The organism is Paenibacillus sp. FSL H7-0735 (genome assembly GCF_038008505.1).
Lineage (GTDB): Bacteria > Bacillota > Bacilli > Paenibacillales > Paenibacillaceae > Paenibacillus_AQ > Paenibacillus_AQ odorifer.
In genome coordinates, this window is record NZ_JBBOZH010000001.1 from 286955 (window position 1) to 306946 (window position 19992).

Below are 19992 nucleotides of genomic sequence, written 5' to 3' on the forward strand. Positions count from 1 at the left end.
TATCCGTAGATTCTACGAAGGAAAAAATTGATGGCGTTCTCTCATTGGTATGGTAATATATTACAACCGGATCTTTTCCATATGGGAGGTATGTGAGTGAAGCGTAAATGGATCAATTCGCCGTACACCTTTGCTTTAGGGATGTTTGCGATGATGGTTCCAAGTCAGGCATTTAGTTCATTTTACAGTTACTTTTATGTAGAAAAATTAGGATTGGGCATTGGACTTGCTACATTAGCCAGAACAATCTTTCTGATCTGGGATGCGGTAAACAATCCGTTATTTGGTTATTGGTCAGATCGCACAGATACTCGTTTAGGTCGACGCAGACCATGGGTATTTGGCTCAATTCCGTTATTTATGCTGGCATTTGTACTGGTTTTCTCCCCTCCCGGCGGATTATCTGAGAATGGATTGTTCACTTGGTTTTTAGTCACACTTATTTTCTATGAGGCAGTCGCTACTGTGTTGTGGGTGAACTATGGAGCGTTACTCCCGGAGCTCTTCCGAGGAGACCGTATTCGGGCAAAAGCTTCCGCGATTCAGCAAGGCTATCAGGTCGTTGCTTTGTTAATCGGTACTGCCTTAACGCCAATTATTTTTGCAGCTATTAATTTCTCTAATATGGCTATAGTGTATGCCTGTCTCTTTGGAGTATTTATGTTTTTATGTATGATGAATGTCCAAGAAAAGAAGGAGCCCACAGAGCAGGAACCCTTGAAGTTGATTCCAGCTTTTCGGGAGACCATTCGGAATAAAAAGTTTTGGGTGTTTAATATTTCGAACTCTTTTGCTCAAACGGTGAATGGACTTGTAAGCTCGATGATTCCTTTTTATGCAAAATATGTACTTCATATCTCAGAGGCTCAGGTATCGATTTTACTCGCAGCTGTGTTTGTTTCGGTCATTCCATTAGTATTCGTGTGGTACTGGATGATTCGTAAGATGGACGGGGTCAAGGCGTGGCGGTTATCACTGATCTTATATGCGTTATCGGTAATTCCGTTATGGTTTGGTTATGATCTCTTAAGTGGTGTGGCTGCTGGCGTAGTTGTCGGTTTCGGATTAGCCGGATTTCTAGTGACCCCAGCAATAGTAGGTGGCAAGATTATTGATGAGGATGCGGAAAAAACAGGTCTGAGAAGAGAAGGAATCTACACGGCTGTAAGCGGATTCATTACTCGTTCAAGCGGGTTAATCTCTGCGTTAGCTTTTTTCATTGTAGGTATGATCTTTGGCTATCAAGGCGGTGATGACCCAGGGTCCAATCCTGAAGCGACATTTAGGTATTTAATAAGTGTGGTGCCATTATGTCTGTTGGCCATAGCTGTTGTCATATCCTTCACAATGAAATTTACATTTATGGACTCTTTGAGAGGTGAGGCTGACTATGAACAAAAAATTAATCATCAATTGTGATGATTTTGGACAAAGTCCCCCCATGAATCAGGCGATTAAACATCTGCTGGAAGAGGAAAAAGTATCCTCCGCAACGATTATGGCGGTGGCCCCTGGGTTTGAGGAGGCAGCTGCATGGTGTAGTCGCAGGCAACAACGAAATGTGGGACTTCACTTGACGATGACTAGTGAATTTGAGGCTTTGCGCTGGGCGAGCCTGACGGGAGAGACTTCTCTTCACGACGAGAGCGGACATCAATATAGGACGGTAAAAGAGTTCGAACAGGGAGCGCAGACAAAAGCCGTACTAAAGGAGATAGATGCGCAGTACGAGCGAGTAAAACAGTCGGGAATAGTGATTAGCCATGTAGACAACCACATGGGTAGTTTATACGGAATGGAAACAGGACGCAGCTTGCTACCGCAGACGTTGTGGAAAATTTCGCGCTGGGGATTGCCCTCACGATTCTTCAGATACATCCATGCTGAGGATCCGCTTTTGGCATCGCTGAAAAATATTAAACGACCAGTTGCCCTTGGAGCAGGGCTGGCGGATACGTTTGGGGTGCCGATTCCCGACTATTTGCTGTCGCATCCTTTTGGTGTAGAGGAAGGCGAGACGTATGAAAGTTTTAAAAGATCTATTATTGCTAAGCTGTATTCGTTGCCGGATGGCGTTAGTGAGACCTATATTCATCCCGGGATAGACGATCCATGGATGCAAGCAAATATTCCGCACTGGAGTAAGCGCGTTTGGGAGTATAAGTTGCCCTTTGATGATGATTTTACCTATGCCCTCAGTGATGCTAAGGTTGAATTGACGAATTATCGTTATGTACAGGAGCATCTAAAACGTCCACGGTTAAGATCTGCAGGCAGATTGTTAAAGAACCTGATAAGATTATGAGCAAAAATAAAAGACACCTTGAGGGGTGTCTTTTGATTATCCCATTAATCCTTTTAGCCCGTTAAGGAAGGGGGAAATAGATTTAATCATATTGTAGCCCATCTTCATAACCGGCATAGTTTTTTGTACCATTCCAATAAAGTTGCCGATTCCCCCGAACCCCCCAAATCCGCCAAATCCACCGCCTCCAGAACTGGAAGCCCCTGCTCCTGCGGAGCCTAGAGCGCCTCCACCCATTCCGAAAAGTGAGCCGAATAAGGGCATTAATCCTGATACGTTTGCTTTCCGAGAGCGGGAAGAAGAGTGTTTTTTTGATTTTTTGTGTTTATTTTTACGCGGTTTGGAAAGGGTCAGTCCATTCTTATCGAGGCCGGTTATCCATCCTACATACGTACGTCCATCATGTAGCGTAATGCATACGGGTCTACCTTTCAGCTGTTCAGCACGTTTGCGAATCTTCGTTGTATTTGCCATTTGCGGATCACCTCATTGGTCTATTTACTTCTATATTACTCAGATATTTTTGTGTTGCTTGTGCTGGTTCATCATAAAAAAATATTTGGGAGCAGTGATTCTGTATGTACTGCTGTCTCTGGGACTGCCTTATGGGGAATTTGCAATGGGAGGAAGGCATAGAATTATGCCTCCACAAATGAGAGTCGCGTGTGGAGTTTCAGTAGTGATACAGCTAATTGCCATCCTGTACTTATTGCAGGCAGGTAATGTGATCTCTATTGGATTACCTTTTGATAGAAGGGTATGTTATTTTTTCGCAGTCTATTTAATTCTTAATACTATAATGAACTTATTGTCGAGGAGCATGAAAGAAAAACTTGTGATGACACCCTTATCTCTAATAACTGCAATCTGTTTTGGGATTACTGCTATGAATGGGTAAAAAGTAGTGCCGGATATAGATTCGACTTTTCTAGACTTTATATAGGATTGTTTTTAGGACACATCTGGTGAAGATGTGTTCTTTTTGCATCTATTGACTCTTGACCTATAAAAACGGATTCATAAGTTTAGGTCTTTCTTCTTATGTTATTATATTTAACATTGTTTTATATTATTTTTACAATTATATGATAATTGGTTATGTTTGTGTGATATAATATCACAGAAATTATGTGAAAATGATAGGGAGGACTAATATTATTATGGGATGGAAGACACGATGGAATAAGCCGATTGCTTCTGTATTAGCAACTGCAGTGCTTTCTTTGCAGGTGTTTGGAGGTATTGGTTTGGGTGCAGCTTGGGTTACAGATAAAGCTGAAGCAGCATCCGCAGCCACAGCCAAACTCCGGCTGATGAGCACGACGGACGTGCACACCAATGTCTACGGCTGGGACTATTTTAAGAATGCAGCTTCAGTAACTGTAGGACTTGATCGGACAGCTACGTTGGTTACTTATGCTAGGAGCGAATATCCTGATAATAATCTTCTGCTCGACAATGGGGACTTGATTCAAGGTACGCCATTGGGTACTTACATCGCGAATGAAAGTAATTTAGTAGAATCAGAGACTAAGCTACACCCTATGATTGCGGCTATGAATATTATGGAATATGATGTTGCGACTTTTGGTAATCATGAATTCAATTATGGGCTGGAATTCTTAAATCGGACTATTAAGGGCAGTGCTAATAACCCATTGAGTGGTGCGGACTTCCCCTATGTAAATGCCAATATATATATTGATGATAAAGATGGTAATCCAGATAATGACGTAAATGCTTTTGAACCTTATGTCATTCTTGATAAAAAAATAGTGGATAGCGATAACCAGCTCCGGGATATTAAAGTCGGTGTGCTTGGTCTTGTGACCCCGCAGATTATGGAATGGGACAAGGTTAATCTGGAAGGCAAAGTCATTGCTAAGGACATTGCTGAAACAGCAGCAAAATATGTTCCTATCATGAAGAGTGAGGGTGTCGATGTAATCGTAGCAATGGCACATACCGGCTTCGATGCAACCGCAGTTGCGGGTACTGGTGCAGAGAATGCTATCAATCTTTTAAGTAAGGTTGACGGCATTGATGCGATTACCTTCTCACACACTCACAAAGTGTTCCCAACAGTTGATGATAAATCCCTTGACGCTTCTTTCAAGGATCCCCTAACAGGGCAGGCGTATAATAACGCTCAATCTGTTGTTGATAATGTTTATGGCCACATTAATGGGACTCCAGCCGTGCAAGCGGGTTATGGTGGAGGTTACTTGGGTCTGATTGATCTCAAATTGGTGGAAGTAGGCGGCAAATGGGAAGTGGACAAAGATAAATCCATCGCCTCAACCCGCTCCATAGCCAATGCTATACCGGATGCTGCTGTTGATGCTGCTGTTGCAGCAGATCACCAAGCTACTATTGACTATACAGGTCAAGAGCTAGGTGTTACTACCGCTCCGATGAACAGCTATTTTGCAATGGTTCAGGACGACCCTACCGTGCAGATTGTTACCAATGCCCAGAAGTGGTATGTGGAGAAGTATATTGATACCAATCTTCCACAGTATAAAAATCTTCCAATTCTCAGCGTAGGTGCTCCTTTCAAGGCTGGACGTAACGGTCCTTCAGAGTACACGAGTATTGAGAAAGGTCCACTGACTATTCGTAGTGCAAGTGACTTGTATTTGTATGACAACACGCTGAAAGCCATTAAAGTTAAAGGCTCTGTTGTTAAGGAATGGGTTGAAATGAGTGCGGGTGCGTTTAATACTATCAAAGTAGACAGCACAGCTCCACAAAGTTTGCTGAATGGGGAGTTTGCTGTTTATAACTTCGATGTTATTGATGGCATTAAGTACACAATCGATGTAACCAAACCTGCAAAATATACTCCTACCGGTGTTATAAACGATGCTTCATCGAGTCGTGTGAAGCAAATTACGTATAAAGGAAAAACATTGGATCCTAACCAAGACTTCATTGTTGTGACTAACAACTACCGTGCGAGTGGCGGAGGGAATTTCCCAGGTGTGAAGGGTTCGGAGATTCTAGTCGATTCCCAGGATGAGAATCGCCAGATCCTTATGGACTACATCAAAGAAGTAGGTACAATAGATCCTTCTGCGGATGGCAACTGGTCTTTGGCTCCACTTTCGGATAACGTAAATCTCACGTTTACTTCGTCACCAGAAGCGGCGAAAGTTATGCCGGCCAACATTAAGGACACTGGTGAAAAAGATGTTAAGGGATTTAGTATTTATAAATTGGCTCTACCAGCTAAGGACGTAGAAGTTCACCTTCTTGGAATTAATGATTTCCACGGTCAACTGGATACGGTGTCTGTCGTCAACAATAAGAATGTGGGGACAGCTGCTATTCTTGCGACTTATCTGAAAGAAACACAGGCTAAATACGATAATTCTCTACTCTTCCATAACGGAGATTCCGTAGGTGCATCTGCTCCAGTATCTTCGCTTGAGCGCGATGAGCCGACGATTGAGTGGATGAACTTGATGAGATTTGATGTGGGCTCCCTAGGAAACCATGAATTTGACCAAGGTGTCGATGCATTGATGACACAGCTTTATGGCGGCGTGGACCCTAAGGACAGCAATGTTACCCACAAGGGTACCAATTTTGATTATGTTAATGCGAATGCAGTGGATGCCAAAACTGGCGAGCCAATTATTAATCCTTATGTAATCAAAGAAGTGGGCGGTGTGAAAATTGGCTTTATTGGTCTTGTAACAAAATCCACACCAAGCAAGGTAGCGCCTTCCGGTACGGCCGGCGTGCATTTCCTCACGCCTGATGAGGAAGTGGCGGCTGTGGAGAAATACGCTAAGGAGCTTCAATCTAAAGGTGTTGAGACGATTATCGTGCTTGCACATGATCCTGCAACAACCAAAGATGGTGTGACTACAGGTGAAGCGGCTGATCTAGCCAATGCGCTTCCTGCGGAATCCCCTGTTGATGTTATCGTTGCTGGTGATAACCATGCACTTGCAAATGGAACAGTAAACGGCAAGCTGATTGTACAAGCTTATTCTTACGGTACAGCATTTGAGGATATCAAGTTGATCATTGATCCTAAAACAGGTGATGTGAAGGACAAGTCTGCTGTGGTAACTTCCACCTTCCATGAGGGTGTAACACCAGATCCGGAAAGTGTGGCACTGGTTAATGCTTACCTTGAGAAGCATCCTGAGCTTACCCAACCAGTAGGTACAACGGACGGAACTATCACTCGTACCGATGCTTACAATAATGAGGCTGCACTTGGGAATCTGATTGCTGACTCTATGCGTAATGCTGACTTCGGCGATGGTGCAAAAGCTGCCGATTTCGCCTTTATGAATCCAGGCGGTATCCGTGCGGACCTTCCAAAAGGTCCTGTAACCTTCGGCGATCTGGCTAAAATTCAGCCATTCGGCAACACGCTTGTGAAGCTGACACTAACTGGAGCGCAAATCAAAACATTGCTGCAACAGCAATGGAATGTAAAAGCTGATGGAACACCAGATATCAAAACGCTGCAAATTTCCGGACTGAAATATACAGCGAATATGTATCTGCCAGTAGCCGATCGTATTGCGAGCCTCACACTAACTGATGGAACACCAATTAATCCTACGCAGAAATATACAGCAGTAGTAAATAACTTTATGGCTGCGGGTGGAGATAACTACAAGGTTCTGACTCAAGCTAGTGATTCATTGGCTGGACCTATTGATTTGGACGTATTCTACGACTACATTGTAAAAACGTTTAATGGCAAAGAGATTAAAGCGGCCATTGAAGGACGTATTATTAATAAATTAAAGGCTGATTCGGGATCGGGCAATGGCAGTGGAGGCGGTTCTACCGGTGTAACTCCAACGCCTACTCCAACCGCGAAACCAACAGCAACACCAGCGCCATCAACAGCACCAACGGTAACACCTGCACCAACTACTGCGCCAGCAGCAAACTTCAAGGATCTGGGTAAGGTAGCTTGGGCGCAAGAAGCTATTGAAGCATTGGCTGCTAAGGGCATTCTGAAAGGTCTGGATGCAAATACTTTTGCGCCAACCAAAACAGTGACTAGAGCAGAGTTCGTTACGATGCTGGTACGCGCACTGAATCTTACGGGTTCAGCAACAACCAGTTCGTTCAACGATGTTAAACAAGGAGTTTGGTACACGGATTCTATCGCCCTTGCGGTGAAGGCTGGACTTGTACAAGGCTCTGGAAATGGCAAATTTGAACCGGGTCGTGAAGTGACTCGTGAAGAAATGGCCATTATGGTTGCTAACGCACTGAAAGACAAACTACAGCCGATTGATAAAAATGCAGCATTGGGTAAGTTTGCAGACAAATCCAGTATTGCTCCTTATGCACAAGAGGCTATCGCACAGCTAACTCAATTGGGAATCGTCAACGGTGTTGATGGTGGGAAATTTGCACCTAAGGGTATAGCTAATCGCGCTCAAGCAGCGGTTATCATCTATCGCATGCTTGGACAAGCATCATAATTCTATTGTTCTAACTAAAAGTGTATCGATGATCCTCGTGAGGGCATCGATACACTTTTTTTAAATATAAGAAAGTATAAGTGGCACCAATACTCTTATAGTCTTCCCTTTAACGCTTACTGTCCTTACAAGGACGCCGATGGCGCTTTTACTTGTTAAATTTGTTGTTGCTCTTTCTGTGAAATCATGTTAACTTATATTCTGCACTGTATTTTTTAATATTTTGTGCGGTCGTGGCGGAATTGGCAGACGCGCACGGTTCAGGTCCGTGTGGGCTAACCCCCGTGGAGGTTCGAGTCCTCTCGACCGCATACCTAAGTGCATATAAACAGGCAATACTTTTGAATCGCTCTTCAACCTGAAGAGCCTTTTTCTATTTATACGCATAATTCAATTTGACAAACTCTATGTAAAAGAAGTGAAGCAAAGATGGAGCCTAATGTAGGTGTAAATACGAAGCAAAGTGTGCGGTTTCTGGAAAAGTATTTCTCTGGTGAATCGATAGATTATCGTCAGATGATTGCTTTATTCATCCCTATCCTAGTGGATCAGGCCTTTGTGGTGGGTCTTAATCTAGTGAATACAGCTATGATAAGCTCGTCTGGTGTGGCAGCTATCAGTGCGGTCAATATGATAGATTCTCTTAATATTTTTCTCATTAGTGTGTTTATTGCCGTCTCAACAGGTGGGACGGTTGTTGTTGCGCAGTATAAAGGGAGCGGCAATGACCTCATGGTGTCAAAAGCTACGGCAGGTGCTACGTCATCTGTTTCGCTGATGGCATTTGCTATTGGGATGTTCGGAATTCTTTTTCACAATCCGCTGTTAAATTTACTATTTGGAGCGGCCTCACCAGAGGTTATGGAGAACGCCCGAATATATTTGATTGGGAGCTGTATCTCTTATCTTGGTATAGCTGTTGTGGAAGCGGTATGTGGTGCTCTTCGAGGAATCGGTAGAACGAGGGCCTCGCTTGTGCTTTCGCTAATTATGAATTTAACTTACGTCTTATTGAATCTCGTCTTTATTAACCTGTTGCATATGGGTGTTCTGGGGATGACCATTTCTATAAATATTGCTAGATACCTGGGGGCGTTCTGCGCACTTTATTATCTATTCCGACTGGACAACGATCTGCATATCCGTATTCGCGATCTTGTAGCGGTTAAGCTGTCTATGCTGAAAAAAATAATGTTCATCGGGATGCCGTTTGCGGCGGAGCAGATGTTCTTTAATGGTGGTAAAATTCTGACTCAGATCTTTATCGTTAGTCTGGGTACGTATGCACTTGCGACTAATGCGATTGCCTCCTCCTTTGCAGGGATTATGCAAATCCCCGGGAATGCGTTGTCCTTAACGATTATTACAGTGGTGGGACAATGTATGGGAAGCAATAATGTTAAGGATGCTCGAAAATTTATTAAATCATTCCTTGTCACCTCTTCTCTTTCCCTGGTGGTAATGGGGTTGCTGATTATGCCTTTTTTCAATCCATTAGTGTCGATGTTCCATCCTCCTGCTGAGATTGTGAGAGATATCTTCCTGATTGTGCTCATCAATACGATTGCGCAAATTCCGTTATGGTCCATAAGCTTTATTACACCTTCGGCGCTTAGAGCAGCAGGGGATTCCAAGTTTACCTCCATGGTTTCGATGCTTACGATGTGGCTGTTCCGTGTAGTGCTCGGATACATCTTAGGTATTGTTCTGAACTTTGGTATACTCGGCGTTTGGCTGGCGATGAATTGTGAGTGGGGGATCAGAGGTTTGATTTTCCTGCGGCGATTTATGGGCAAGAAATGGGTTCAGCATCGTGTTATATAATAGATATAAAAAAATCAAAGGACACCCTGAGGGGTGTCTTTTTTGCATGCTCTGATGAGTGCCTTTGGAGAATGCAGCTTGAGTATTTCTTGGGTAGCGGGGTAATAATATGTAGGAATTGCGTCTTTATGCTTACTAAAACACACAACAAGGAGTCTTGCACAATGTCACATTTCGTTAGATCCGTTACTTCACCAAAGAAATTTATCTCCGGCCATAACTTACTTTCAGATCTGAATGAGTATATTAAGGCGTTTGGCGATCATGCCTATGTGATCTGTGATGAGTTCATTTTGGAACGTGCTAAGAAAGAGGCGGGAAGTTCCATCGAAGGTGCGGGGAATAAGGCTACTTTTGAAAAATTCAATTATGAATGTACTCAGGAAGAGATTAATCGTAATCGGGAACTTGCCCGTAAAGCTGGGGCGAATATCATCGTTGGTATCGGCGGAGGTAAAACACTGGACACCGCAAAAGCTACTGCGTATTATGAGAAGCTGCCTGTAGTTATTTTTCCGACGATTGCATCTACTGATGCACCATGTACAGCGCTGGCTGTCATTTATAATAAAGATGGTTCATTTGATCAATACTTATTCCTCCCAAGTAATCCGGATGTAGTCTTGGCTGATACAGCGATTTTAGCTTCAGCGCCTTCCCGTTTTTTCGCAGCTGGAATTGGCGATGCACTGGCTACTTATTTTGAAGCCCGTGCTTGTTATGCCTCTAATGGTGACAATCTCGTACTCATGAAACCCTCTACAACGGGTCTAGGTATATCAAGACTTTGTTATGAAGCTCTACTTAAGAATGCGGTAAAAGCTAAACGTGCGGTCGATCAGAAACTCTATACACGCGCGGTGGAGGAAACCATTGAAGCGACAATTTATCTAAGTGGTGTGGGTGCTGAATCTGGTGGTCTGGCTGCCGCACATGCTATCCATAATGGGATGACAGCCGTTCCTTCACTACACAAAGCTCAGCATGGTGAAAAGGTTACGTTTGGTCTTTTAGCCCAGTTAGTACTGGAAAATGCCTCAAATGAGGAGCTGGAAACTGTCATTAAGCTTATCAAGGATGTAGATCTTCCGCTAACCCTCGCCGATCTGGGGTGTACGGAATTTATCGAATCCGAATGGCGCCAAGTTGCTGAAGCTGCTTGTGCAGAAGGAGACACAATGGGCAATATGCCGTTCCCGGTTACTCCGGAAGATGTGTACAATGCGATAGTGGTGGCGAACTCGCTGGCAGAGTCTTATAAATAACTAGCACAACTAATATGCAGTGATAATGAAGGCGCCCTTGGGGGTGCCTTTTATTTTTATAAAGGGAAAGCTTTTGAGGTATTGTAGTGGTAAAATTTTTCATATAGATATTGGCTTCGGCACTTAATCGCGGGATAGGGGGACCTACAGAAATAAGATTATTGCTAATCGCCCCGTTGCTGTGCCAATATCACTCTATATAATAAGGAGGAAAGATGAGAAAAAAACATTCAGGTTATCTAATCCTTATTATCATAATTATTGGAGCGGTAATAATAGCAGTAATTCACGGAAACTCGGAGCGTCAGAACAAGCGGGCAGCAGGAAGTCTTGGAATGGATTATGTGCGCAAAGAGTACACGGAAAGTGCGTCGTTGAGAGTTGCAACGATTTGCAAACCCTTATTTGGAGGGTCAGGTTATCAGGTAGTGCTCGAGGATTCAAGTGGGCAATCGTATTATGTCATTATCGTTCTCGGAACTACACATAATCTTGTCACTATGGACGATCTGACGAAAGAGGTGCGGGAAGGAACATCTGTGTTTCCGTGCCACCAATAAAACATGATAAATGAATAGGATCTCATCTATATGATTATTGGGAGGCACTCCTGCGGGGTGTCTATTTTTGTTATATTAAATTGAATTTTGTTATTTATTTTCGGAATAACTAACATATGTGCTAACGTAAAAGATAAAATAATTATAACAAAAGGCAATATTTTGATTGTTTTATGCCAATGTAACCGCTATAATCTTGCATATACCGGAATGTGTAACGAAATAAGGAGTTTTTGTTAGCGTTTGTTATCAATAACAAAGTTGGAGATGTGGAGGTGAATAGTTAGCGAGTAGGTCTGTAATTGTCTTCTATAAGGACAGATAGTTATTGGGTTCATAACAGCTGGTTGGCTATTCTTATTATCAAATCCATTTATTTTCGAAGGAGAATTAGGAATGAAAAAAGCGAAAAAGTGGCTGGGGAGTATACTTGCCTGTGCAATGATAATGTCTCCTTTCCCATCTGTAATTTCTGCAGCAGCAGCACCATCCACTGTTGGATTCGGTGATACAAAGGGTCACTGGGCACAACAAAATATTGCGAAGTGGGTAGAAAATGGCGTTTTAAACGGGTATCAGGATGGTTCTTTTCATCCCAATGAAGGAATTACAAGAGCTGAGTTTGCTACGATCTTGAATAAGGTATTCGGTTTCTATATGAAGTCAGATCAATCTTTTTCCGATGTAAAAGCAAACGATTGGTATGCAGATCAGCTTTCGTTGGCACGATATGCTGGGTATTATGAAGGCTACTCAGAGAATAAAGCACAAGCTACTGATTATATAACGCGTCAGGATGCGGTGACGATGTTGGCTCGGATATTTACTCTTCAAGCTACTGAAAGCGCTTCATCATTGAGTGGATTTAATGATTCCTCTCAGATTCAAGCTTATGCTAAGGATGCAGTTGATGCGCTCTCAGGATTGATCACAGGGTATGAGGATGGAACCTTTAAGCCGCTTGGAAGGATCACCCGTGCCGAAGTTATAACGTTAATTAATAAAATAGTGAAGAGTTATTACTCGCAATCTGGGAGCTTTGAAGGAGGAATAGTTTCTGGAAATGTAGTCGTTAATCATGATGGTGTTGTGTTAAAAAATGCAACGATAAACGGAAACCTGTATCTAACCGCTGGGATCGGTAACGGCGAAGTGACCCTTGAGGGCATTAAGGTTACGGGCACCACATTTATTGCAGGTGGCGGGGTAAACTCCATTCTTATTAAGAATAGCTCATTAGGCAAAGTAAATATAAATCGTAAAGAGGGTGAGGTTCGTGTCCTCACGAGTGGTACAACCCAAATCTCTCAGCTAACGGTAGATAGTCTAGCAAGGCTGGAGTTTGGAATTGGGACGATGATCACCACGGGAATTCTAAATAGAACTGTGGGACTGATCCTAGGTGAAGGCGCATCGATTGCAAATCTAAACGTTGCTGATAAAGCGACTGGAACCACCATTTCTGGTCAGGGCGACATTGCAAAAGCGGACGTTAAAGCAACAGGAGTAACGTTGAACGGTAAGCCCATTGCTCCTGGCACAATTGTTATTATCAAAGGCAATCAAGGTCCTGTAGCAACGGCTACCCCAGCGCCTACCTCGGCATCAGGCTCATCAATAACGCCGGCAGGTCCGACTAATCCAACCGCGGCACCTACAGCGACAGCAACACCAACAGCAACGGAAACACCGACACCAACGGCAACACCAACAGCAACAGCAACACCGACACCGACCGCCCCGACGGGTCCTGTGGGACGTATCGAGAATTTAGCGGATGTTGATGCAAGTAGTGAGACTAAATCACTATTCGCCTACTTACAGGATATCCGCGGCAGTGAGATCTTGTTTGGACATCAGCATGCTACTACAGAAGGACTTTCTATTACTGAAAAGGACGGAACGCAGTCTGAGGTTGAGAATGCAGTAGGCGACCTTCCGGGCCTGTTCGGCTGGGATACGCTTAGTCTTGAAGGTTTTGAGAAACCAGGCGATCTAGGCGCAACCAAGCTGGAGAATCGTGATAAATTAATCGGCGTGATGAAATCTGCTTATGAAAAAGGCGGCGTGCTTACATTAAGCTCACATATGCCGAACTTCGTCACAGGAAAGGACTTTTATGACACCAAAGGGAATGTGCTTACGCATATATTACCCGGTGGTGACAAACATGCAGAATTTAATGCATTCCTGGATATGATTGCGGACTTTGCGAATAACTTAAAAGATGATAATGGTAAAGCTATTCCGGTCATTTTCCGTCCATTCCACGAGCAAAATGGTGGCTGGTTCTGGTGGGGTGCACCTTACCGTACGAAGGAGCAGTATGCTGAAATTTATCGTCATACCGTTGAATATTTACGGGACAAAAAAGATGTGCATAACTTCTTGTATGCGTTCTCACCGGGAAGTCCGTTTAACGGCACAGATGCGACCTTCCTTGAGACGTATCCGGGAGATGACTATGTCGATATCCTGGGCTTCGATAATTATTATGACGGAACCACTGAGGGTTGGTTTGATTCAGTCGTGAAGGATGCTAAGTTGATCTCGAAGCTGGCGGATGATAAGGGGAAAATTGCAGCATTTACTGAGTTCGGTTATTCGGGTGTGAAGCCAACCGGCACGAAGGACCTGAAGTTCTTTACCAAGCTAATCACTGCGCTGCAGTCTGATCCGGATGCTAAACGGATGGCCTACATGCAGACTTGGGCGAATTTCAATACAGATTCTATCTTTGTCCCTTATAGAAATGCTCCAAACGGACTAGGGGATCATGAACTGCTCCCTGATTTTGTGGACTATTATAATGATCCGTATACAAGCTTCAGCCATGAGGTGGCTGTTGCGGATGCTTATTCGAAACAGGTAACTACAGAAGCCGAGCAACCTTTTTTACACATTGCCTCACCAACGGCAAACCAAACAGTGCCCACGACAAAAGCATCGACCCTTCGTGTTCGTGTGTTAAATCAAGACGTGGATAAAGTAACCTACCTGATTGGGGATGACACAACAGAGTACAGCATGGCAGCTGACGCAGAAGGTTTCTATTACTTGGCAGATTGGACGCCAGGTGTAGCCTTCGACGAATCTGGCGTGATGCTTACTGTTAAGTCCTATGCAAAGGATGGTTCTGTACTTTCACAAACGATCCAAATCTTTGTAAGTGACGTGCAGGGCAATGGGGATCCATTGGTTGTAGATACTTTTGAGAATTACAAAGGGAATGATGAATTACTTCGTGCGGCATTAAGTCCTGCGGGCGATCTAAATACGATCTCACTTGATGCGGACCATAAAAATGATGGCAAGTATGGCCTGAGGTTCGATTATAATGTGGATGGTCAAGGTTATACAGGTCGTACCAAAAACATGAATAATGCCGACTGGTCGGACGCCAACAAATTGAAGCTCTGGATTGCACCTGATGGCAGTGACCACAAGCTTGTTATTCAGGTCAATGCAAGCGGCATCTCTTTTGAAGCTTATCCTTCACTGGCAGGTACGACACCTGGCATGGTGGAAATTCCATTCAGCCAGTTCGCTCCAGCGCCATGGGATACAGGAAATGCTGGTAAAGTAATCACTAAAGAGAACCTTAAGGACATTCGGGCAGTGTCTATCTACGTAAATAAAAAGGACACAGTAGCAAGTACGTCTGGTACGCTGTACTTTGACGATATTACAGCGTTTAATGATGGAACGGGTGGCGTCCCTAACGGGGGCGAAGGTCCTGGCAGCACGCCAGAACAGGCGAAGCTGTTGTATGGCTTCGAAAAAGATACTCAGGACTGGACAGTAGAGCAAAATAATGCCAGTGCAAGCGCGGCAGTGATCTCGACTGATGAGGCTGCTGAAGGAACTCATTCGTTAAGCTCCTTGTTCTCACTCGATTCAGGTGGAGCTTTTGAGCTCAGCAAAAATGGCAGTCTGGATCTGAGCGCGGTAGATAAATTAAGCGCACAAATTAAACTGTCGAACGGAACAGCGGATGCACGTTTGTATATTAAGACGGGATCAACCTGGGCTTGGGCTGACAGTGGAGCTGTGAAAGTAGATTCGAGTGGATTTACTACGGTTTCGCTCAACTTGGCAGGTATTGCTGATCTTAATAGTGTAAAAGCCATAGGTATCAAGCTCGAGGGATTCAGCGGTACGGGAACTTCTACGCTGTATCTGGATGATGTTCGGACCCTGAAGAATGGTACCGCACCTGAAGCTGTCGTCTATGGCTTCGAGGACAATACACTGCAAGGCTTCAGCATCAATGTGGATGAAAATAATAAATATAATACAGCACTGGCCCAGAATCTATCGGTGAGCAATGCTGTGTATGCTGAGGGAACTCATTCGATGCAAGCGGACTTAACATTAAATGGAGGGCAATTCCAGCTGCGTCGTATGGTGGTTACCAACTTAGCGAATGCATCAACAATTACGCTTAAAATCAAGGTTGTACCTATTGATGCAAGCGATGTTAGCGGTGTAATGGCTCAGCTGTTCACCCAAAGTGGCTCAAGCTGGGGAACATGGACTGCTTCTACGGCTGCACCAGTAGATACCAATGGATTTACTACAATAACATTGGATATCAGCAAGGTAGCGGATCGTAATTTGACCCAAGCGATTGGCGTTCAAGTCATGACCACAGCAACCGATCCGGTGGGTAGTGCTACCGTATATGTGGACGAAATCACGATTAAATAGAAAGTAGTAAAGCCGGAAGCGAACATTTTACGATGTTCACTTCCGGCTTATTTATTTAGCATCAAATTTATTCATTTTAAGGTCTACGAGAATCTGCTTGAAATTAACGAAGCTTAATAGATCCGCCATCTACCATGATAGTCTGGCCCGTAATATAATCGGAATCTTCACTCGCTAGGAATACCGCAACACGACCAATATCACTTTCCAGTTCACCCAATCTTCTCAAAGGAATTTTTGAAATCATGTTTTGGTAATACTCAGGGTTTGCTTCTGCCCATTCAATCATGCCAGGGGAATTAGCAATTGGAGCAATGATGTTTACGTTGATTCCAAATGGACCAAATTCATTAGCGGCTACCCGGGTAATTCCACGGATGGCTTCTTTTGCAGCAGCATATGTTCCTTGATTGGTGTCACCGTTGAGGCCAGCACCCGATGCAAAGTTAATAATTTTACCTTGAGTTTCTTTTAAATAGGGTAGTGCTGCTTGCATGAAATAGAAGGTTGGATAGAAGCCTGTATCAAAAGATAAATCGAAATCAGCCTGTGTAGTTTCTTCGATAGATTTCATTCTGGATGCGTGAGCATTGTTTACTAAAATATCTATTTTTCCGAATTTATCAGCTACTTGTTTAACAAGGTGAGCTATTTTATCGTGTTCCTTGAGGTTCGCTTGAATAAAGATAGATTCAGGTTGATATTCTTGTAATTCTTTAATTGTTTCTTTGCCGGTTTCTTCATTGAGGTCAATAATGGCTACCTTAGCGCCTTCTTTAACAAAAGCCAAGGCCATTCCTTTACCAATACCGCCTGCTCCACCAGTAATAATAGCTACTTTTCCTGCAAGTCTGCTCATGTTGTGATCTCCTTTTTGTGAAAAAATGTAGTATCTAACTCTTATTCGAGGTAAGGTGTAATTGTTACTTCGACTATATATTACCCAAAATAGTAGCTATATTTACCATGAAGTAGAAACGGCATCATTTACCAAGATGAATATAGAGGGTGATGATGAATGTTTCAGCAGCTGATGAGGCCTATTCCGGCTCTTATGTAGATGTTGAGCGATTGAATTAAGCGGCGCACCAAGTGATGCTGCAAGTGATGCAATAAGTGAAGTATTTATAGAGTAATTAGGGAATTTCTCCCTGAAATTCAGAGATTTCTGTTCATCAGACTTATAATTAGGGAAAACTTACCTGATTTTCGGCCGATTTAGTAACTAATTAAGAAATCCCCCTAATTATTAGGGAAGAATTCCCTGATTTCGTTCATTTAGAGCGAATATCGGTTATTTTCAGGGAGTTTTTCCCTAATTAGTTTAAACCCTACCGCCTACGCCTACCGCCTACGCCTACCGCCTACGCCTACCGCCTACGCCTACCGCCTACGCCTACCGCCTACGCCTACCGCCTACGCCTACCGCCTACGCCTACCGCCTACGCCTACCGCCTACGCCTACCGCCTACGCCTACCGCCTACGCCTACCGCCTACGCCTACCGCCTACGCCTACCGCCTACGCCTACCGCCTACGCCTACCGCCGCTCACCGCCCCACCGTTCCACCGCTCACCGCCCCACCGTTCCACCGCTCACCGCCCCACCGCCCACCGCCCAACCGCCCACCGCCCAACCCAATATCATAGAACACTACGCGTAGTGTCATATGGCACAGTAAAATCCATTACTTTTCTTTTCAATTCCATTCCATAAAAAAGAAGCTGCCCCCAAGTAGAATTCACTACTTTTGAGACAGCCTCTGAATATTTATAAAGGTAACCCCATCGAGATTACCGCACCGCCATTTCTTCGGTTGCCGGCGCTGATCTGACCTCCACAACGCTCGATGATTGCGCGGGAAATAGCCAGTCCAAGTCCGGATTCTCCGTCTTTTCCTTTTACAAACCGATGGAAGAGATAGGGGAGCAGATCGTCCGAAATTCCAGGACCATCGTCACTTACGGATAACAGGGCCCGGCCCTCCTTGACCGAAACATGGATATAGATATGTTGGTTAGCGTAACGTGTGGCATTCGATACTACATTAAGAAGCGCCTGTAGCAGCTTATCTCTATCCGCACGAATCGTAAGAGAATCTTGATGATCGTGGGAGATATGGAGGGTTAATTCTTTTTTCATCAATAGAGGGTTCATTCTTTCGATGGTTTCTGTAAGTAGATCTTTTAAACAAATATCCGTAGGCTTGAATATATCTTCCTCGCTGTCCAGCTTCGCAAGTAAAGTCATTTCGGACACGAGCTTCTTCAAGCGGCTGCTTTCGCTCATGATAATGTCTAGCCCTTTTACTACATTCTCACCTTCAAAAACTCCATCCTTGATTCCTTCAGCATAGCCGGAAATGGACATTAAGGGGGTTTTTAATTCATGAGACGCATTCTGGAAAAATTGTTTCTGCACATGGTTAAAACGGTTCAATTCATCTGCCATGTCATATACCGATTGTGCGACAGAGCCAAGTTCCCCTCCTGCCTTAATTAATTTAACATCTGAGAAGTGGCGTTCTTTGACTTTGCGGAGTTCTTGTTGCAGCCTCATTAGAGGTTGAATCAGCTTCTTGGTGATAAATAGGCCAAATAGGAACATAAATGCTCCCGCTGCACTGAAAACGATCAGCAGTCTTCTGAGCAAAGCTTGTTCAATAGCAGTGACTGCGCTCATAGGGGTTAGTAAAGTTAGCGTGCCTATAGGTGTAGCCTTCACTTCAGTAATATACCGTGTATCTGTTCCATTCCAAATGTTCTGGAGCTCAGTGGCTTGGCCTGTGACACTCTTGGCATCGTAGTTTATTGCAATTGAACTCATCTCTGATGATGTGGACAAGACTTTTCCTGTCTCATCGCTAAGAATGGCTTCGACGCCTGCAGTGCTTAGAGAAGGTATGGTCACGGGCAGAGCTTCCAGCTGAGTGCCAATCTCCCCGATGTATTTACTTTCTTCAGTCAATGTAGCTGACATCGCTGCACCAATGGTTCTTAAATCCTCTTTTTGTGTTCCGACAAAATGGTTGAGCAGTACAAAATGGATCACGACAGCAGTAATAGATAGTAGCAATACCAATGCAATACTAAAGGCTAAATTAATCTGATGTGCTAGTTTCATTCGTATGCTCACCCCCATCTGTTCTCATGCGGTATCCGTGTCCCCATACTGCCTCAATGGGCAAATGCTCCAGTTTTTTGCGCATCCGTTTAATTAGATGATCCACGGCGCGATCACTTCCAAAATAGTCGTCTCCCCACACATAGCTCAGCAGCTCATCTCTTGTAAATGCCCGGTTAGGGGCATCAGCGAATACTTTTAGCATGGTGAATTCCTTGCTGGTCAAGTCCACCTCTTCACCACACCAGAATACACGTCTTTCTTCCGGCAATAGTAGAAGCTGGTCAATTTCAAGACGGGTGGAAGTGGCCTGACTGTTCAATTTTTCGGCCTGATTACTCATTTTGTACCAGCGTTGAAGCTGCCGTTTGATCCGGGCGACTAACTCACGAGGACTGAACGGCTTGACTAGATAATCGTCACTGCCAAGCTCCAATCCTAATATTTTATCCACTTCATTATCTCTTGCGGAGATCATAATGATCGGTAATTCGGCTTCGTTACGAATCCTTTTACAGAACTCATAACCATCCATGCCGGGGAGCATAACGTCGAGTACCCACATATCCGGGGGGTTTGTCTGCCACAAGGTCCATGCTTCCTCAGCGCTGCCAAGGCCGATGGTGTGGTAATTTTCTTTTTGTAAATAAGCTTCAACAAGATTGCGTATATGTTCATCATCGTCGACTACGGCAATGAGGTATGGATTATTCATTTCGGGTTACCTCCAAATTATT

General features: G+C 44.0%; 11 protein-coding genes and 1 tRNA gene. 8 read left to right on the forward strand and 4 right to left on the reverse strand.

Annotated elements, in window-relative coordinates:
• Positions 1–96 precede the first annotated feature (96 nt).
• Positions 97–1419, forward strand: a complete 1323-nt coding sequence (locus NSS82_RS01390; RefSeq protein ID WP_036687199.1) for an MFS transporter — start codon at positions 97–99, stop codon at positions 1417–1419.
• On the forward strand, positions 1391–2305 hold the full coding sequence (locus NSS82_RS01395; protein WP_076105215.1) for a polysaccharide deacetylase family protein: 915 nt from the start codon (positions 1391–1393) through the stop codon (positions 2303–2305). The genes NSS82_RS01390 and NSS82_RS01395 overlap by 29 nt, the downstream gene beginning before the upstream one ends.
• Before the next feature lie 36 nt (positions 2306–2341).
• On the opposite strand, the gene NSS82_RS01400 is transcribed toward NSS82_RS01395, so the two are convergent.
• Complete coding sequence (locus tag NSS82_RS01400) at positions 2342–2779, reverse strand: hypothetical protein (protein WP_076105216.1); 438 nt, start codon at positions 2777–2779, stop codon at positions 2342–2344.
• A 686-nt stretch (positions 2780–3465) separates the two neighbouring features.
• Here NSS82_RS01400 and NSS82_RS01405 point away from each other — a divergent pair.
• From NSS82_RS01405 to NSS82_RS01430, 6 genes are all read left to right on the forward strand, one after another.
• The gene (locus NSS82_RS01405; protein ID WP_076105217.1) at positions 3466–7773 is read left to right on the forward strand and encodes a bifunctional 2',3'-cyclic-nucleotide 2'-phosphodiesterase/3'-nucleotidase; all 4308 of its coding nucleotides are present in this window, start codon (positions 3466–3468) and stop codon (positions 7771–7773) included.
• 227 nt (positions 7774–8000) lie between these two features.
• A tRNA-Leu gene (locus NSS82_RS01410) sits at positions 8001–8084 on the forward strand.
• 118 nt (positions 8085–8202) lie between these two features.
• Complete coding sequence (locus NSS82_RS01415; RefSeq protein ID WP_076105218.1) at positions 8203–9597, forward strand: MATE family efflux transporter; 1395 nt, start codon at positions 8203–8205, stop codon at positions 9595–9597.
• Between the two features lie 164 nt (positions 9598–9761).
• Positions 9762–10862, forward strand: a complete 1101-nt coding sequence (locus NSS82_RS01420) for a glycerol dehydrogenase (RefSeq protein ID WP_076101108.1) — start codon at positions 9762–9764, stop codon at positions 10860–10862.
• A gap of 215 nt (positions 10863–11077) precedes the next feature.
• Positions 11078–11422, forward strand: a complete 345-nt coding sequence (locus NSS82_RS01425) for a hypothetical protein (RefSeq protein ID WP_076272817.1) — start codon at positions 11078–11080, stop codon at positions 11420–11422.
• Positions 11423–11818: 396 nt separating this feature from the next.
• Entirely contained in the window at positions 11819–16132 is a 4314-nt protein-coding gene (locus NSS82_RS01430) for a glycosyl hydrolase (RefSeq protein WP_081386637.1), read from the forward strand.
• A gap of 103 nt (positions 16133–16235) precedes the next feature.
• On the opposite strand, the gene NSS82_RS01435 is transcribed toward NSS82_RS01430, so the two are convergent.
• The 3 genes from NSS82_RS01435 to NSS82_RS01445 all read right to left on the reverse strand — a co-directional run bounded on the left by NSS82_RS01435 (position 16236) and on the right by NSS82_RS01445 (position 19970).
• Complete coding sequence (locus NSS82_RS01435; RefSeq protein ID WP_038568170.1) at positions 16236–16991, reverse strand: SDR family NAD(P)-dependent oxidoreductase; 756 nt, start codon at positions 16989–16991, stop codon at positions 16236–16238.
• 911 nt (positions 16992–17902) lie between these two features.
• Entirely contained in the window at positions 17903–19255 is a 1353-nt protein-coding gene (locus NSS82_RS01440) for a sensor histidine kinase (protein WP_076107298.1), read from the reverse strand.
• On the reverse strand, positions 19233–19970 hold the full coding sequence (locus tag NSS82_RS01445) for a response regulator transcription factor (protein WP_076107299.1): 738 nt from the start codon (positions 19968–19970) through the stop codon (positions 19233–19235). The genes NSS82_RS01440 and NSS82_RS01445 overlap by 23 nt, the downstream gene beginning before the upstream one ends.
• Positions 19971–19992 lie beyond the last annotated feature (22 nt).

What these genes read in the sequence shown, in the direction of transcription:
- NSS82_RS01400 (WP_076105216.1), bottom strand. Translation starts at nt 2,779, where the DNA reads ATGGCAAATACAACGAAGATTCGCAAACGTGCTGAACAGCTGAAAGGT.
- NSS82_RS01415 (WP_076105218.1), top strand. Translation starts at nt 8,203, where the DNA reads ATGGAGCCTAATGTAGGTGTAAATACGAAGCAAAGTGTGCGGTTTCTG.
- NSS82_RS01435 (WP_038568170.1), bottom strand. Translation starts at nt 16,991, where the DNA reads ATGAGCAGACTTGCAGGAAAAGTAGCTATTATTACTGGTGGAGCAGGC.
- NSS82_RS01395 (WP_076105215.1), top strand. Translation starts at nt 1,391, where the DNA reads ATGAACAAAAAATTAATCATCAATTGTGATGATTTTGGACAAAGTCCC.
- NSS82_RS01430 (WP_081386637.1), top strand. Translation starts at nt 11,819, where the DNA reads ATGAAAAAAGCGAAAAAGTGGCTGGGGAGTATACTTGCCTGTGCAATG.
- NSS82_RS01445 (WP_076107299.1), bottom strand. Translation starts at nt 19,970, where the DNA reads ATGAATAATCCATACCTCATTGCCGTAGTCGACGATGATGAACATATA.
- NSS82_RS01440 (WP_076107298.1), bottom strand. Translation starts at nt 19,255, where the DNA reads ATGAAACTAGCACATCAGATTAATTTAGCCTTTAGTATTGCATTGGTA.
- NSS82_RS01420 (WP_076101108.1), top strand. Translation starts at nt 9,762, where the DNA reads ATGTCACATTTCGTTAGATCCGTTACTTCACCAAAGAAATTTATCTCC.
- NSS82_RS01425 (WP_076272817.1), top strand. Translation starts at nt 11,078, where the DNA reads ATGAGAAAAAAACATTCAGGTTATCTAATCCTTATTATCATAATTATT.
- NSS82_RS01405 (WP_076105217.1), top strand. Translation starts at nt 3,466, where the DNA reads ATGGGATGGAAGACACGATGGAATAAGCCGATTGCTTCTGTATTAGCA.